The sequence below is a fragment of the Bacillus sp. K2I17 genome (genome assembly GCF_002209985.1).
Classification (GTDB): Bacteria; Bacillota; Bacilli; order Bacillales; family Bacillaceae_G; genus Bacillus_A; species Bacillus_A wiedmannii.
This window is the reverse complement of sequence record NZ_NJGF01000030.1, coordinates 1-17,556: the sequence shown is the minus strand read 5'-3', so window position 1 is coordinate 17,556 and position 17,556 is coordinate 1. Positions and strand designations below refer to the sequence as shown.

14 protein-coding genes and 1 pseudogene are annotated in these 17,556 nt (G+C 31.7%); 13 read left to right on the top strand and 2 right to left on the bottom strand.

All coding sequences use genetic code 11. The features are described 5' to 3' along the window. The first annotated feature begins 71 nt into the window (after positions 1-71). The 6 genes and pseudogenes from CER22_RS24290 (at position 72) to CER22_RS24270 (ending at position 6,060) form a co-directional block, all read left to right on the top strand. Positions 72-776 (top strand): 4'-phosphopantetheinyl transferase family protein, encoded by a 705-nt coding sequence (locus tag CER22_RS24290; RefSeq protein ID WP_088609773.1) that lies wholly within the window; start codon positions 72-74, stop codon positions 774-776. Next, positions 763-1,485, top strand: coding sequence for a thioesterase II family protein (locus CER22_RS24285; RefSeq protein ID WP_088063392.1), 723 nt, complete (start codon positions 763-765; stop codon positions 1,483-1,485). Before CER22_RS24290 ends, CER22_RS24285 begins: the two co-directional genes overlap by 14 nt. A 189-nt stretch (positions 1,486-1,674) precedes the next feature. Beyond that, positions 1,675-1,746, top strand: a pseudogene (locus tag CER22_RS34135) (SDR family oxidoreductase); the annotation flags it as partial. Positions 1,747-2,140: 394 nt separating this feature from the next. Beyond that, on the top strand, positions 2,141-4,108 hold the full coding sequence (locus CER22_RS24280) for a penicillin-binding transpeptidase domain-containing protein (RefSeq protein WP_088609772.1): 1,968 nt from the start codon (positions 2,141-2,143) through the stop codon (positions 4,106-4,108). A 601-nt stretch (positions 4,109-4,709) separates the two neighbouring features. After that, a complete protein-coding gene (locus tag CER22_RS24275; RefSeq protein ID WP_060488847.1) occupies positions 4,710-5,243 on the top strand; it encodes an RNA polymerase sigma factor in 534 nt (177 codons plus the stop codon). Continuing rightward, complete coding sequence (locus CER22_RS24270; protein ID WP_088063395.1) at positions 5,233-6,060, top strand: anti-sigma factor; 828 nt, start codon at positions 5,233-5,235, stop codon at positions 6,058-6,060. Before CER22_RS24275 ends, CER22_RS24270 begins: the two co-directional genes overlap by 11 nt. A gap of 46 nt (positions 6,061-6,106) precedes the next feature. On the opposite strand, the gene CER22_RS24265 is transcribed toward CER22_RS24270, so the two are convergent. Next, positions 6,107-7,828, bottom strand: a complete 1,722-nt coding sequence (locus CER22_RS24265) for a peptidoglycan D,D-transpeptidase FtsI family protein (protein WP_088063396.1) — start codon at positions 7,826-7,828, stop codon at positions 6,107-6,109. Positions 7,829-8,177: 349 nt separating this feature from the next. Between CER22_RS24265 and CER22_RS24260 the strand changes: the two genes are divergently transcribed. Both CER22_RS24260 and bla read left to right on the top strand, forming a co-directional pair. Next, positions 8,178-10,313 (top strand): peptidoglycan D,D-transpeptidase FtsI family protein, encoded by a 2,136-nt coding sequence (locus CER22_RS24260; RefSeq protein WP_088609771.1) that lies wholly within the window; start codon positions 8,178-8,180, stop codon positions 10,311-10,313. A 207-nt stretch (positions 10,314-10,520) separates the two neighbouring features. After that, positions 10,521-11,468 carry a class A beta-lactamase Bla1 gene (bla, locus tag CER22_RS24255; RefSeq protein ID WP_370513124.1) on the top strand — a complete coding sequence of 316 codons (948 nt, stop codon included), beginning with the start codon at positions 10,521-10,523 and terminating at the stop codon, positions 11,466-11,468. A 174-nt stretch (positions 11,469-11,642) separates the two neighbouring features. Here the strand turns inward: bla and CER22_RS24250 are convergent, their stop codons facing one another. Then, positions 11,643-12,632: a LacI family DNA-binding transcriptional regulator gene (locus CER22_RS24250; RefSeq protein WP_088063399.1), complete on the bottom strand. Its 990-nt coding sequence runs from the start codon at positions 12,630-12,632 to the stop codon at positions 11,643-11,645. Positions 12,633-12,730: 98 nt separating this feature from the next. Between CER22_RS24250 and CER22_RS24245 the strand changes: the two genes are divergently transcribed. The 5 genes from CER22_RS24245 to CER22_RS24225 form a co-directional block, all read left to right on the top strand. Further along, positions 12,731-14,056, top strand: coding sequence for a DegT/DnrJ/EryC1/StrS aminotransferase family protein (locus CER22_RS24245; protein WP_088063400.1), 1,326 nt, complete (start codon positions 12,731-12,733; stop codon positions 14,054-14,056). Beyond that, positions 14,043-14,903: an HAD-IIB family hydrolase gene (locus CER22_RS24240; RefSeq protein WP_088063401.1), complete on the top strand. Its 861-nt coding sequence runs from the start codon at positions 14,043-14,045 to the stop codon at positions 14,901-14,903. The genes CER22_RS24245 and CER22_RS24240 overlap by 14 nt, the downstream gene beginning before the upstream one ends. A gap of 17 nt (positions 14,904-14,920) precedes the next feature. Continuing rightward, positions 14,921-15,970, top strand: a complete 1,050-nt coding sequence (locus CER22_RS24235; protein WP_088063402.1) for a Gfo/Idh/MocA family protein — start codon at positions 14,921-14,923, stop codon at positions 15,968-15,970. A gap of 74 nt (positions 15,971-16,044) precedes the next feature. After that, positions 16,045-17,247: an MFS transporter gene (locus CER22_RS24230; RefSeq protein WP_088609770.1), complete on the top strand. Its 1,203-nt coding sequence runs from the start codon at positions 16,045-16,047 to the stop codon at positions 17,245-17,247. 39 nt (positions 17,248-17,286) lie between these two features. Further along, the coding region (locus CER22_RS24225; RefSeq protein WP_142293545.1) for a TetR/AcrR family transcriptional regulator at positions 17,287-17,556 on the top strand (270 nt) is incomplete at its 3' end.

Below are 17,556 nucleotides of genomic sequence, written 5' to 3'. Positions count from 1 at the left end.
GAATTTCTGTAACGTTCATATATGAAGTAATTCTTAAAAAAAGGAAGTGATTTATCATACAAATTCAAGCTGTGAAAATACCAAAGAATATTGAAAGTCATTTGTTTAAGCAACTTAGTAACTTAGTTTCAAATGAGAAGAAAGAACGAATGAAGCGTTTATTAAATTCATGCGACATTAATAGGACCCTGATAGGAGATTTACTAATCCGATCTCTAATCTGCCAAAAGTATAAAATTAATAATGAAGAAATTAGATTTATATATAATGAGTATGGAAAACCTTTTGTTGAAAATTTTTCTGACTTTCATTTTAATTTGTCACATTCAGGAGAATGGGTGGTTTGTACTACTGCTAATTTTCATGTGGGTATTGATATAGAAAAAGTTTCAGAAATAGAGGCTTTTAAATTAGCACATGAATTTTTTTCAGAGGAAGAATTTTATGAAATATCTAATATGAATTCTGATGAACAAATTAATTATTTTTATGATTTATGGACATTAAAAGAAAGTTATATAAAAACGATTGGAAAAGGGCTTTATACCCCGTTAAATTCATTCTCTATAAAAAAAGAGTCACGAACTTTAATTACATACAAGAATATACCTAAAAACTTTTACTTTAAACAATATAACATTGATCCAAATTATAAGATATCTGCTTGTGCAACAAGGAATGAATTTCCGCAAGAGATAATAATTAAAGACATTTATACAATTTGCCAAAATATATACAAATTTGAAAGTAAGGAGAAAATCAATGCAAAAGACTAAACTTTTTTGCTTTCCACATGCTGGGGGATCTGCGTTTAGTTACGCAAAATGGAAAAATTACTTTAATCCATATATTGAGGTAGTCCCGATAGAGTTAGCTGGTAGAGGATATAGAATTGAAGAAAGTTTGCACCAAAGTATGGAAGAGGTGGTGAATGATGTCTATAATAATATCGTTATGCAGATAGATGATTCGCCATATATTTTATTTGGGCATAGTATGGGAAGTTTGATTGCCTATGAAGTAGCTAGAAAAATACAAGATTCTAAAAATGTGTTGCCTAAATTTCTTGTTTTGTCCGGTAGAAATCATCCAAATAGTAAAATAAAAAATATTCGACATAATCTTTCTAATGAACAATTTAAAAGAGAAGTTATTGCAATGGGAGGTACACCATCTGGGGTACTTGAATCAGAAGAATTAATAGAGATTTTTCTACCTATTCTAAGAGCAGATTTTAAAATTGTCGAGACATATATTCATGACAATAATACACAACCATGTGATATTGATTTTCTTATATTTAATGCGGAAAAGGATGAGTTTACTACATATGATCAAGTAATAAAATGGAAGCAATACACAAGTAAAACGTGTACTTTTCATTCTTTTGAAGGTAATCATTTCTTTCTAAATGAAAATATTGAAGAAATAGCAAATAGTATTATAAGAAAGTTAGATTCTAAAAGATTATCAAATAGTTTTTAGAGATTTTCTAACTATACTCATGGCTAAGAAACAAAAATATTAAAGATGAAAAATACAGGCATTGCTGAAATATCTTTGAACAAAGGCAGGGCAGTTTAAACGAACTATTTAAAGGTAGGTGTTGATGGAATTTTAAGTGAAATATATGAAGTAACTTTAGTTTAAGTTGACTTTACCTGAAGGTGAAGTTTTCTTTCTTCATCAGACAGTCATTGGATAACTGATGAGTTAATCGATGCAAGTAGCGGATCTTGCTTATAATGCTAATTGTAAGTACTATGTACTTTAAAAGCCCAAATCATCAGGCTAAGAAAAATAAATCTATCATTTTCTACTGTAGAATCCTTACTATAAGGATTCTATTTTTTGTATCAAAAATCTATAAAGATAATATCGACGAAAACGAATTAAAAGGTATTTTAAATGAATTTTTTAAAACAACACTAATACTTATAACGTTCGCTAAATATATTCGCTCCTTATGTTTGCAAGAAGCTTACAAACTTTCCTCTTCCAATGCAACTTAAGCGTAAATGAAATTTTTTGTAAATGTGGAACAATCTCATTACTTACACTGTCTATTAAGCGTTACAACATTTTTTATTTAATATATCAAGAAAGGAATAAATATTTTTAACAAAGGGAGAAGATTGAATTGAAAAAATTATGGATGCTGGTTTTCTTTTGTTTTGCAGTAATGTTGGTAGGGTGTAATAAAAACGAACCGCCAAAACAAACATTTGAAGAATATATCAATTTATGGAATGATAAAAAATTTGCAAATATGTATGATCATTTATCAGAGCGTGCCAAAAAAACGATTTCTAAAAAGGATTTCACAGAGAAATATCAAAAAATCTATGAGGGAATTGGAGTTAAGAATTTAAAAATTAAAACGAAAGGAGAGAATGCTAAAGATAAAGAGCTTTTTCTTTTTGAAGTTAAGATGGATACGGATGGAGGAACAGTTTCATTTATCCATGAAGCAAAACTCGTGAGAGAAAAGGAATCTTGGAAAATAGATTGGACACCAGATTTCATTTTTCCAGCTATGAAAAAAGATTACAAAGTACGTATGCAAATAGAACAAGGAAAACGCGGAGAAATATATGATCGAAATGGGAAAGCTCTTGCAACGAATGGTAAAGCGACTGAGGTTGGAATTATTCCAGAGAAACTAGGCGAAACGGCAGCGCAAACAAAAGAAATAGTAGCACAATTACTTGATATGTCTATAGAAGAGGTCGATCAGAAGCTTACAGCGAAATGGATAAAACCAGACTCCTTTGTACCAATTGGTATTTTAAAAGAGGGAACTAGACAGAATGATTATATTGAATTAGAAGGAGTTGCATCTCGCCCAGTAAATATTCGGACGTATCCATTAGGAGAAGCGGCGGCACACTTAACTGGTTATATAGGAAAGGTGAATGCAGAGGAGTTAAAATCGCTTCAAAAAAAAGGGTATCAAGCAGATGATTTAGTAGGTAAGACAGGTTTAGAGAAAGTATTAGAGAATAAATTGCGTGGCGAAAAAGGTGGACGCGTATTTATAGAAGATGAGAATGGAAAAGAGATTAAAAATGTAGCAAAAAAAGAAGCAAAAGAAGGGGAAAACGTTACGTTAACAATTGATGCTGCAATTCAAGAAAAAATCTTTAATGAGATGAAAAATGAAGCAGGATCTAGTGCAGCGGTCAATCCTAAAACAGGTGAAACTATTGCACTTGTAAGTAGCCCTGCTTATAATCCAAATACAATAGTTAGAGGAGCATCAAAAGCCCAACGAGAAGCATGGAATAACGACTCGAAACTACCAATGATGAATCGTTTCACACAAGCATTTGTACCAGGTTCCGTATTTAAAACGATTACTGGTGCAATTGGTTTGGAAACAAACACTATAAACCCGAAGGAAGAATTTAAAATTCAAGGATTAAAGTGGGCAAAAGATTCATCTTGGGGAAATTATTATGTAACACGTGTGAAGGAAGCTAGTCCAATTGATTTTGATAAGGCAATGAAGTACTCTGATAATATTTATTTTGCTCAACAAGCTTTGAAAATGGGAAAAGATCAGTATGTAAATGAATTTAAGAAATACGGATTTCATGAAAAATTACCAATCGAATACGAATTTCCTATTTCAATCATTGCAAGAGATGGGATAAAAAATGATATTCAACTAGCAGACACGGGATATGGACAAGGTCAAGTATTAATGACACCACTTCATTTAGCATTAACATATGCACCGATTGTGAATGAAGGGAATATTCCGTCGCCTCATCTTTTAAAAGAAGCAAAAGTAGCGGGGAATTGGAAAGAAAATGTGGTTTCTAAAAAGAATCAAGAGATATTAAAGAGCGCATTAATAAAAGTCATTAATGACCCTGATGGCGCGGGGAGAATTGCTAAGGTTGATGGTATAACTCTTGCTGGTAAAACCGGTACAGCAGAACTGAAGGAGTCGAAGGAAGCAGACGGAAAAGAACTTGGATGGTTTGCAGCTTTTGATGCAAATGCGTCCGACATGATCGTTACCATGATGATCGAAGATGTAAAAGGAAGAGGGGGGAGTAACGTTCCAGGCGAAAAAGTAAAACATGTTTTTCAGAAATAATAAGTAACTATAAGGTAAAATCTTTTACTACATTCATTGTTTGCTTCACACGAGCGTATAAATTGAGCAATACAAAGAACAATTAAGTTTCGAAAAAGCATTCTCCTTAATCGAGAATGCTTTTTTGTTGTGGCTGAATAAAGATGATAACTTATCTTTGTTTTCATTTTTGAAAGGTTGGTATTGCTAATAGTAAATAGAAGAGTAAAACAAATTGAAAGGGACAAGTGAGGGGGATTTTAAACTTTAACAAAACGGTTATTTAGTAAAGCATAAATAGAGCACACAAATAAGTATGCTCTAAGAAAAAAGGTGATACAAGTGGAGTGTTGCGTGAAATGCACAAATAATAATCAGATTTTTTATGAGTGTATTTTTAACATTGTATGCTTTACTTGTTTTTAGGAGCCTGTCATGTAAAAGAATGTATAGATGATTATTTTATGAAAGTAATCGCACACCTTTACATTTTTAGGAGGATTTTTTTATCAAAAAAAGATAAACAATGGAACAAATGAAACTTGTATCTTGTCTATATATTGAAACCATAATAAAAGTGAGGGTAGTTTTATCTTTATTCAAATAAGTTCGAGGTGTGGAAATGGAAGAGACGTTTATTGAAAAGTGTATTCATGATGAGCTTGACTATGTTATAAAAGACTATTGGCAAGATGTATGGAATTATTCATTTATTATTACGAAAGATCCACACTTATCAGATGATATCACGCAAGATGTGTTTATAAAGGTATTTAAAAATTGGAATTCATTTCGAAAGGAGTCATCTATTAAAACGTGGATATTAAAAATTACAAGAAATACAGCAATAAACTATTTGAAATCCTCCTATTTTAAAAGGATATCATTAGTAGGTTTTTTTAGTGACGATAAGCAATCTCCATCGGCAGAACGAGAGTTTTTCAAGCAAGAGGAAATGAATGAAGTGTGGGATGTTGTCTTAAAACTACCTAAAAAACACCGTGAAATAATAATTTTAGACGCGAAATATGAATTATCTTATGAAGAAATGGCTGAAACACTGGGAGTATCCATTGGAACTGTTAAATCTAGATTAAGCCGAGCGAGAAGTAAGGTTTCAAAATTAATAGGGGAGGGTAGTAGTGATGAACAATAAAAAAAATCCTGACTGGTATAGTAAATTAAAAAAAGGTCCAATGGAGAATCGTAAAGATGAAGAAGAATTTATTTTTAAAATAAAGCAGTCTATATATGAAAATAATGAAGTGAATTCTGTAAAACATAAAAGACCGTTTCGTAAAAAAGCTCTGCCAATTATAGTTGTTTTTGTTTGTACAATGTTATTTGTTATCGTTCAACAACCATGGCTTGATGATAATAAATCACCGGTCCAAAGTAGTACACAAATTAAGCCTAAAACTAAAGATGAGTCTGCTCAAGATCCAACATTAAAACAATTTATGAATGAATTATATCAAAGTACAAATTCAAAAAATGAAAATGACTTGTATAGAGCGTTAAATGATGAAGTTCTATTTAAAGGGAAGAGTTATAAGAAGGATGAATTGAAATTTGATGAAGATATTTTTCATGAGTTGCAAGTTGCTCTTACCATGGGGGGAGAATTTACAAATGATTCAAAGCAAGCATACAAAGTACCAAGTGGATTGACAGAAAGTAACGAACCAAAGCAAGCGCATTATGTATATGCAACTGTTACTGGAAATAAAACGAAAATTTTAGCTGAACCAAAGCGAGAATCACAAGTTTTATATGAAGTATCTAATGAAATGGTAAAAGCTTGGATTCCAGAAAAAGTGCAGAATAATGGATATATAAAAGTATCGACAATTAGCGGTAATACTGGATATGTACAAAAAGAGTATGTTTTAACTGATATTAAATATTCTTTCATGTTCGAAAGGGATCATGAAGGTAAATGGAAAATAACGAATATAGATTCTATATGGTAAAGAGGAAGGTTCACTTTAATGAACCTTCCTCTATGTTTTTATTCTCTTATTGAAGAGTATTCCAGTACTCTAAAATTTCTGATGTAACGAGAGCAGCAATGTTTTTTTCTGAATTACTACCAGGAATAACGACAGAAACGGCAATTTGTGGATCTTCGGTAGGAGCATATGCAATGAAAAGAGAATGGTTTATCATTCTTTCTTGCTCATTCGGAGCACCTGTTATGCCTGTTTTACCTGCGACATGAAAGGGTAAGTTTTTAATTTCCTCTATATTTTGGCTCATCCCACCTTGCACGACACTCCAAAATTTCACCGGGTAACAATTTGAACTTTCTAAAATTGGTTTAAACTTTTTTGTTTCCTTACCATTTTGATCAATAATAGCACTTACGATTTGAGGTTTATATTTATCACCTTTACTTGCTAAAGTTGCTGCATATTGAGCAAGTTGAAGAGGAGTGTGTACTTCATTTCCTCCCCAAGAGGCATTTAATAAGGCGGAGATACCATTTTCAAACTTGTTTGTTGGATGAAATTCATATTGTCCGTCTTCTTCAAAAGGTAAATCAATCCCAGTTTTAGAACGAAGGCCGAATTGCTTTAAATACTCTGTCCATATATGTGCAACTTTTTCTATATTCCCATTATTTTGGTTGAATAAGGGTAGAGCTACTTTTGCTGTCATAAATGTGTTAGATGAATTAATGATAGCCTGCCTCGGTGTAATCTCACCTGTTGGCGTTCCAGGTGCATTCGTAATGTTATTTTGATTATCATATTGAAAAGTACCTTTATCTAAATAAGTATCTTCAGGTTGAAAAAGCTTTTCGTTTAATCCAATTAAAATAGTAAGTGGCTTTATAGTTGAGGCCATATTTACATAAGATTCACCATACTTTAATTTTTGAATTGCTTTATTTTGCGAAAGTGATTTGATGTTTTCTTTTTTAGATGATACTTGTTCATATAATGTATTTGGATCAAACACTGTTGAGTTGGCCATAGTTAAAATTGCGCCAGTTTTCACATCGGTTACCACAACATAACCAGCATTAACATCAGTTATTTTCTTGATTTGAGATCTTAATGCTTCCTCTGTTTTTTGCTGCAACTTAGAGTCTAAAGCTAGCCAGATATCTTTTCCTTTTTGTACTTTTTGAATGTTCCATAAGAACTTTTTATTATTCATTTTAAAAATAAGAGTTTTTCCGGGTTTTCCTTTTAAATCATTTTCATATTGCAGCTCAATCCCGCTTTTTCCAACGGGTACATTAAGGTCATTTTCTACATACCCAATTACCTGTGAACCAATTTCACGTTTAGGATAATATCGAATCACTTCATCTTTGATTATTACATTATTGGGTTTGTTTTTGTTTATGAATGCAAGTTCATTCTCAGTTATGTCAGAGTATAACGGTATATCATTCATAGTCTGCTTTTTACAAGATTGTTGTAATTGAGATTTTATGTCCTCTGTAGAAATGTCATGTTGAAATTCGCTTGAAAATTGATTGAAAAAAGCTAATGTGTTTGCTGTATCTTGTTTCGATAGCTTCTCATCATTAAAAGTGCAATATAAAGACTTAACTTTCTTATTTGTAGCTAGTATTACACCATTTCGATCAAGTATTTGTCCTCTTTCGGCCGAAGAAGTTTCGATAGTAATTGAAAAGAAATGGCTTTTTAACAAAATTATTAATATCAAACCTACAATAGAAAGAATCGCTATAAATCTCCATCTTTTTATTTTTGTATGTAACATAAAACCCTCCCTTTTTAGCTTATTTCATCTTATAGTTAATTATTTTTTTTGTAAATGTGGAACAACTTTATTATTTAGATTGTCTATTAAGTATTACAGCATGAAGAAAGGAATAATCAGTATGAAAAGTTTTTAGCAAATCTATGTGTAAGTTTTATATGGGCCAGTATATAGTTTAGCATTTCTAATGCTAGCGACAAAAAATAGAGAGAAAATAGGAAAGGAGAGTTATGAATTACGTAGCTAAACGAAAAGGTATGAATGCTAACAAGGATTTAGCAAAAAAGTCGAAACGATATTTATAACCGGCCATCGGTATGTAACATATAAGGAATTAAATGGAGGATTTATGGGGAATCAAAAAGGAAAGAACAAGACGTATATATCTATTCGATTAAATATAATGTTCCTTTGCATATTTTTACTATTCTCAGCTATTATTGTTCAGCTAGGAAAGGTGCAAATCGTAGAGGGAGAGGCTTATAAGAATCAAATAGAAAGCAGTCAAAATGCAACAACTAGCATTCCAGTTCCACGTGGACAAATACTAGATCGAGAAGGGAAAACAGTTGTTAATAATAAATCTCTTCGCACAATTACGTATACAAGGGTAAAGGGAATTACTAATGAAGATATTTTAAAAACAGCAACAGACTTAGCGAAAGTGCTTGAAATGTCTGAACAAGATATAAATAAATTAACAGATATCGATAAAAAAGATTTTTGGATGCAGTTGAATACGAAACGTGCGGAGACAATGATTACTAAAAAAGATATAAAAAAGTTAAAAGATAAGGGAATAGAGGGAAAAGAGTTAGATAAAAAAATAGAAGACTTAAGACGAAGTCGTGTTACAGAATTAGAATTGGCAGAATTAACAGCACAAGATTTAAAGGTGTTAGCTATTAAAAGCAAAATGAGTTCAGGTTATCAACTAACACCACAAATTATAAAAAAAGATGTAACAGATCAAGAGTATGCGCGAATAAGTGAAAACCTTGCTGAGTTTCCAGGAGTAGATGCAACAGTTGATTGGGAACGTAATTATGTAAATGGTAATTTATTTCGTTCCGTGTTAGGTAATATTACGAGTAGTGAAGAAGGATTACCGAAAGAAAACTTAGATTCTTATTTGGTACGTGGATATAACCGAAATGATCGTGTAGGAAAAAGTTATATTGAACAACGATATGAAGATGTCTTGCACGGTGCAAAAGAAGAAGTGAAAAACATTACTGATAAATCAGGAAACATTATAAACACAGAAATAATCTCTAAAGGAAAAAGTGGTAATAGTTTAACATTAACGATTGATATGGAATTACAAAAGAAAGTGGAAGAAAGTATAGAGAAAAATTTGAGAGCGTTTAAGAGTTCAGAGCCACTGTTGGACCGAGCTTTTGTCGTCATGACGAATCCAAATAACGGACAGATTCTATCTATGGCAGGCAAAAAGATTGTAGAAAAAGAAGGGAAATTAGAGATTGAGGATTTGGCATTAGGTAACATGACAACTTCGTATGAGCTAGGGTCAGCTGTAAAAGGTGCAACTTTATTAACTGGATATGAGACAGGGGCAATACAGCCAGGAGATCAATTTTATGATGCACCCATGAAATTTAAAGGTACACAAGCTAAGAAATCGTGGAATGTATCCGGATTTGGTAATATTAATGATTTACGAGCGCTACAAGTATCTTCGAATGTATACATGTTCCAGACAGCTTTAAAAATTGCGGGAGTTAATTACGTACCAAATGGTTCGTTGGATATAAAACAAGGAGCATTTGATACGATGCGCTATTATTTTAAACAATTTGGATTAGGAGTTCCAACAGGTATTGATTTACCGAATGAAATAATTGGACAAACTAGAAAAGTAGATAGTCAGCCTGGTTTTTTACTAGATTTTTCTATCGGGCAGTATGATACGTATACACCGTTGCAATTGGCGCAATATATTTCAACGATTGCTAATGGGGGGTATAGAATGCAACCTCAAATTGTACAAGAAATACGAGAGCAATCAATAAAAGAAGAAGAGGTTGGCAAAGTTATACGCTCTATAGAGCCTGTCGTATTAAATCGAATTGATATGAAGACAGAACATATTGATCGGATAAAAGAAGGGTTTAGATGGGTATTCCAAGAAGGTGATGGAACTGGCGTGAAGTATTTCAAAAACGCGCCATATAAACCAGCAGGAAAGACAGGGACAGCTCAAACTGTATATGGTGGAGATGATCCAATTGGTAGAAATGCAAAAGGAGAACGTATGGAATGCTACAACTTAACGTTAGTTGGATATGCTCCATATGATAATCCAGAAGTAGCATTTTCTGTAGTAGTTCCATGGCTTCATAACGATAAAAGTGGAATTAATTCTATAATTGGAAAAGAAGTTTTAGATGTATACTTTGATTTGAAACAGCAGCGTATAAATGGTGAAGTTGCTGGTATAGATGCTTCGAATCAAAACGAGTAAAATTTGTGCACTTTTCTCAGGTGAAGAGCCCTTGTATATATAAAGGCACTAATAAGTAAAAAGATGAGATGTGAAATAAGCGATAGTGGCGATCATAGTTGCTATCACTTATTTTGTTAATACCTCTGATACTAGTTATAAAGTTTTTTAAGTTTATGGAACAGATTTGTTTCGGTGATTGTCTATTATGTGTACGTATAAAAAGGTATTAAGAATTTGAAAGGAATGATGATCTTGAAAAACAAGAGGATGCTAAAAATAGGTATATGCGTTGGTATATTAGGTTTAAGTCTTACAAGCTTAGAAGCTTTTAAAGGAGGGCCATTGCAAGTTGAGGCGAAAGAAAAGACAGGACAAGTGAAGCATAAACATCAGGCGACGTATAAAGAGTTCTCTCAACTTGAGAAAAAATTCGATGCACGATTAGGTGTATATGCGATTGATACTGGTACAAATCAAACAATCTCTTATCGACCTAACGAAAGGTTTGCCTTTGCATCAACCTACAAGGCGTTAGCGGCAGGGGTATTACTACAGCAAAACTCTACTGAGAAATTAAATGAAGTTATTACTTATACGAAAGAAGACTTAGTGGATTATTCACCTGTTACCGAGAAACATGTAGATACTGGAATGAAACTAGGAGAAATTGCTGAGGCTGCTGTTCGTAACAGTGATAATACTGCAGGGAACATTTTATTTAACAAAATAGGCGGACCAAAAGGATATGAAAAAGCGCTTAGACAGATGGGTGATCGGGTTACTATGTCTGATCGCTTTGAAACAGAATTAAACGAGGCTATTCCAGGAGACATTCGTGATACTAGTACAGCGAAAGCAATTGCTACGAATCTGAAAGCCTTTACGGTCGGAAATGTGCTTCCGGTTCATAAACGTAACATTTTTACAGGGTGGATGAAAGGAAATGCTACAGGAGACAAACTTATTCGTGCAGGCGTACCAACTGACTGGATAGTTGCAGATAAATCCGGTGCTGGAAGTTATGGGACACGAAATGATATTGCTATCGTTTGCCCGCCAAATAGAGCACCAATTATTATCGCAATTTTATCTAGTAAAGATGAGAAAGAAGCTACTTATGATAATCAACTCATTGCAGAGGCAACTGAAGTTATAGTTAAGGCTCTTAAGTGATAATCTCTCAATTCATTATGTAATAAAATATGAACTTGGAAAGTGATTTTTTTTAATGTGAAAAGCATTTTGATGGATTAATTTAATTTGATATAAAAAGAGGACGCATTATTATTTACGTCCTCTTTTTATTTTTATTTATTAGATAAGTTTAAGCAGAAACTTTTGTTTTAATTATGTCGATTCACGGATAATTAAGTTTGTAGGATATTCAATAATTTTACGTTTAATAGATTCATCTGTATTTATATATAGTAGAATCTCGTTAACGGTACGTTTACTCAGTTCAACAATTGGAATATCGATGGTACTAATTGTTGGAGTTGTAACTGTACAAATTAATTGATTATCATAACCACAAACAGCTAAGTCAGTTGGAATAGAATATCCTTTTATAGTAGCTCCTTTAATGACTCCAGCAGCAACTTGATCATTTCCAGTAAATAATGCAGTAGGTCTATCTTTTAATTTATCTAATTTCTCAAAAATTCTAAATCCATCTTCAATAGTAATTGCATCTCCAAACAGCCAATTTTTATTGAATGGTAATTGCTTTTCTTTTAAGGCATGCAAATATCCTTGTTGGCGTTTTAATTGTGCTTGACTATTAAGAGAATCAAAACAAAAGCCAATTTTTTTATGATCTTTGTTTATTAAATGTTTAACAGCTTTGTATCCAGCCTCAAATTCATCGTAACAAATTATTGGAATAGGTGCATTTTCCTCATACTCATTACAAAGTAATATGGGCCCATATGCTAAATAATGCTCTATATTTTCCCAACTATTTTCTAGGGATGCGAGAATTACACCATCTACAGCTTTATTCTTTAGTAATGAAAGTAATTCTAGCTCTATTTTTTTCTCATAAAAAGTCTGATAAATTAGCAATTTGTAATTGTGTTTTAATAATTCTTTAGAAATTTCTCTAGCTAATTTTCCGAAAAAAGGATGATCTATATTTGGAATTGATAGAGCAATGGTTTGTGTCTTATTTATCCTAAGATTCCTAGCAATAGAACTAGGAGTATAGTTGAATTCTTGCATTACTTTTATTATTTTCTCACGTTTTTCTGAATTTACATATGGATGATTATTTAGAACTCTTGAAACCGTAGCATTTGATACATTACATAATTTAGCTATTTCGTTAATTGTTACCATAGAGAAACCCTCCGTAAAAAAAATGTTGACATGTAATCGATAACATAAAATATAGTCTACTCATGATTTTCAAAATAATTTCTTAGAGGTGATTTAACGTGAAAACTCTTACTACAATTTCTGGACATAGTAAAGACAATTTAGCTTTATTAAAGTGCCTACAGGGGGAAACAAAAGAAAAAGAATTTGAAATTAGTAATATATTGCCGAATCACAAGATGAAAGAGAAATTATTTAGGGAAAATAAATTGAAAATAGATATTGATATAGAAAAAGATATTTTCAATTATAGCAGAAAAAATATACAGAAAATAGAATTTATGCCAGTTAATCGGTTGATTTCTCAAGATGAGGTTGAAAAAATTATAGGAGTTTTAAAAGATGTCTTACCGACAGGTCAATTTACAAGTGGACCATTTTCAAAAAAGCTAGAAGAAGTAATCGGAAATTATTTAAATAAAAAGTTTGTAATTGCAACAAGTAGTGGTACAGATGCCCTTATGGTGTCATTGTTATCTATTGGTATTCAGCCGGGAGATGAAGTAATTATGCCAGCTAATAGTTTTGCTGCTACTGAAAATGCCGTGTTAGCAGTCGGAGCAAAACCTATATTTGTAGATATAGATCAGCAGAGTTATTGTATTGATCCATCTAAAATAGAAGAAGCTATAACCAAAAAAACTAAATGCATTTTACCTGTACATTTGTATGGTAAACAATGTGAAATGAAAAAAATTCGTGAAATTGCGGATCTATATCAATTAACAGTTATTGAAGATGCATGTCAAGCTATTGGTTCTTCAAATCTTGGAGAATATGGAGATATAATTGTCCTTAGTTTTAATCCATATAAGAATTTTGGTGTATGTGGTAAGGCAGGTGCAATAGTTACTAATAATGAAACTCTTGCAATTCGTTGCAATCAATATAGTTATCATGGATTTGAGATTGATAAAAAAAATAAAAAGGTATTAGACTTTGGATTCAATTCTAAAATTGATAATTTGCAAGCAGCTATTGGTTTGGAAAGAATTAAGTACTTATCATATAACAATTTAAAAAGAGCGTATTTAGCTCAACGATATATACGTGATTTAAAGGAATTAGAGGATAGAGAATTAATTAAGCTACCTATGATGACAGAAGATAATGTCTGGCACCTTTTTCCGATTAGAGTTGAAAATGGAAGAAGAGACGAGTTGAAAAATAAATTGTACCAAATGTATAACATTGAAACAGATATTTATTATCCGGTATTATCTCATAAACAAAATACTAAGTGGATAAAGGAAAATGATTTGCAAAACAATATATTAAATACAGAGCAAGTTCATAAAGGAATATTACATTTACCTTTACACCCAAATATGATGTTAGAAGAGCAAAATTTCGTTTTGGAGGGATTATTCAATGTCAATAAGTAATGAAGTTTTAAAGTCTTTAAATTTTGAAAGACTACCACAGGTTAAAAAGCCTAAATATGTAGTGTTCTGTGATTTTGATGAAACTTATTATCCTCATAACATGGATGATTCTAAAAGAAGCAATATGAAATTGTTAGAAAAGTATTTGTATGAACAAGGAAGTAAAGGGGATCTAGTAATTGGTTGGGTAACGGGAAGTAGTTTAGAATCAATTGTTGAAAAAATGAAAAAGGGTGGTATTCAGTATTTCCCTCATTTTGTGGCGAGTGGGTTAGGTACAGAAATAACGTACTTTGATAGTAATGGGACTACTATAGATGATCAAATTTGGGAGGAGAGAATTATAGGGGGTGGTTTTGATTCTTCAAAGATTGAAAGAATTCTTAAATTGCTAGAATCAAAATATGAAATTTTTTTAAGACCTCAGACACAATTAGGAAGTTCTAAGTACAAATTTAATTTTTATTATGAAGAGCAAAATGAATTTATTGATGCAAAGAATTTAGAAAAGATAGAAGAAATCGGAGAAATATTCCAAGTGGGAGTTAATATTAACAAATGTAATCCACTAGCTGGTGATCCAGAAAATTGCTATGATGTAGATTTTATTCCACTTGGAACAGGTAAAGATGAGATAGTGAAGTTTATTTTAGACAAGTACGAACTAGATAAAACAAATGCCATTGCTTTTGGAGATAGTGGGAATGATTTAAGAATGCTACAAGCTGTAAGACATGGTTATTTAGTAGAAAATGCAACAGAAGAAGCCAAAAACACACACTCAATGTTAGCTGAAGGTGAATACTCGATTGGAATTTTAAATACTCTAAAGCACATTATTAATTAAAAGGGGATGTTCATATAATGAATATTGGGATTATAGGTGCAGGAAGTATTGCAAGAGCTCATTCTAGAGCATTATCAACTGTTGATAGTTGTAAATTAGTTGGAGTGTATGATGTTAATAATGAGAATGCCCAAAAGTTGGTAGGGAATTTTGGTGGGAAGGTTTTTAATAGCTATGAAGAGTTACTTGAAGTAGTTGATGGGGTAATAATATCTTCACCGAATTTTTGTCATAGATCTCAAGCTGTTCAAGCGTTATTAAAAAACAAACATGTGTTATGTGAAAAGCCAATGGCAATTTCTTGTGAAGAAGCAAAATACATGATGACAATAGCAAAAAATACTAATTTAGTCGCTTCAATGGGGTTTAACTATCGCCACCTTTCTTATGTTAAGGCTTTAAAACAATTAATTCAAAATGAAGAATTAGGGGAAATAGTAGTGGTAAGATTGCATTTTAAAAAGAATAGCGCTTTTAGGAGAACTTCGTTTACTTGGCGAGATGATTTTCAAAGTAATAGAACTAGCGGGGCCTTGGGAGATTTAGGAATTCATCTAATAGATTTATTATGGTTTTTATTTGAGAGTGATTTCAGAGAGGATACTGTTCGAACTAAAATTAAAACAAATGTTAAGGAAAAAGAAAGTAAACCAGTTTTTGTTGATGACTATGCTGAGGTTTATGGCCAATTGAAAAATAAGGTTTTTGTTAATATTACAACATCTAAAAGTTCATTTCTTGACGATTGTGGTTTTAGTATAGAGGTAATAGGTACGAAGAAAGAATATAAGTATTCTTCTAAAGAGCCAAATAAATATATACTCTTTGATGGATTGGAAAAACATGAAATCCCGTTACCATTACCTTTACTAGTCGATCCAGAAAACGAGATTTTTGAATGGTCTGATTCTTTTAGAAGTGAAATTATAGAATGGGCTAAGGCTGCGGAAGGTGGGCAAAATAAGTCTGTAGCAACATTTGAAGATGGATTTCGTTCACAAGTAATATTGGATATGTTTTTTGATAAAAGCAGTAGTAATAAAGAACGATCTGTAGCAACTATTTAGTTTTATGGTAAAAACAGGGGTTTAAAACTTTTACTTAAATCCCTGTTTTTATTTTGGATTGGAGTTGAGAAAAGGTGCGGTTAATATTTTATTATGGTTGCTTGTTTTATTTTATTGTAGGAATAATACATGTTTGCATAGGTAGTTTAATTCCTTCATTAATACAATATTATGGAAGAACTCCTGATCAATTAGGTGTTTTAATATTTTTTCAATTTACGGGTTTTTTATTTGGTGTTCTAAGTTCACCCATACTAGTAAGAAAGTATCATTATTTTAAAACAATAACATTAGGTGTTTTAGTAATGTCCATCGTCCTAGGAGGTTTTATATATATTAAAGAATGGGCATATTTAGCCGTTATTTGCTTTGTATTAGGCTATGGAGCAGGTTTGTTAGAAACTACGGTGGGTTCCTTTATTATTTCAGCAGAAAGGAATAGTGCTGCTAAATTTAGTATTCTCGAAGTATGGTTTGGGGTTGGGGCGCTAGGATTTCCGTTACTAGTTAATTATATTACAAAATTTTATGAATGGTATTTTATTCTTTATGGGATATTACTATTCTTTATTTTTACACTATTTGTTTGGTACATGCTTGGACGTACAAAATTTCTAAATTTTTCTCCTCAAAAAAATGAAAAGGGAGGAGCATCCCTTTCCTCATTCACTCTTAAATTTAAAAGTGAAAAGATGAAAGTTATAGTATTTATTTCACTTTTTGCATTCTTATATGCAGGCATAGAAACCAATCTTGCAAATTTTTTATCTACAATAATGATTCTTACCAATAATGAATTAATCAGTTCAGTAAGTATATCTTGTTTTTGGCTAGCCATAGTTATAGGAAGAATACTTGTAGGTAAGTTTGCTCATAAATTTAATTATTGGACATACATTACATCTAGTTGCTTTACATTAGTGATTCTATTATTTCTATTCCCCTTTGTTCAAGGTACAGGTATGTATTTGTTTATCATATTCATTATTGGTTTAGTTATAGCGGGTGTTTTTCCAATAACATTAATCTTAGCTTCCCGTATTATGGAAAATAATATTGATGAAGTGACTAGTTTATTTATTGCATCGGCCAGTTTAGGGGGGGCACTAGTATCTTTTCTAATTAGCTGGAGTCTGTCCTTAAATACTATAAAGGTTACTTTTGGGATATTTTCACTTTTCGCATTTAGTTTAGGTTGTATTATTTTGAAAATGAGAAAATTTTCCACTTACAGTAATGAAAGTGCCAAAAAAGTAGAAAATATGAAAAATTTATAGAAAAATTTTTAAAATGTGAAAAAGATAATTATATTTGGAATTTCCAAAAAGATTGATGAAGTTAAAAATTCTGTAAATACAACATTGGAGTTCATTAAAGACGAAGGCTTCGAAAGTGTAACAATAAGAAAAATTGCGGCATTGTCGGATACAAATATTGCGCTTGTAAATTACCATTTTGGCTCAAAAGAAAAATTGATTAGTGAAACAATTAAAATCTTATTAATTAGCTTTCAAGACACCTTTTCTATTTTAGATGATATTAAAGTGCCAGCAAAAGAAAGATTAAAAATATTTTTACTTGATTAT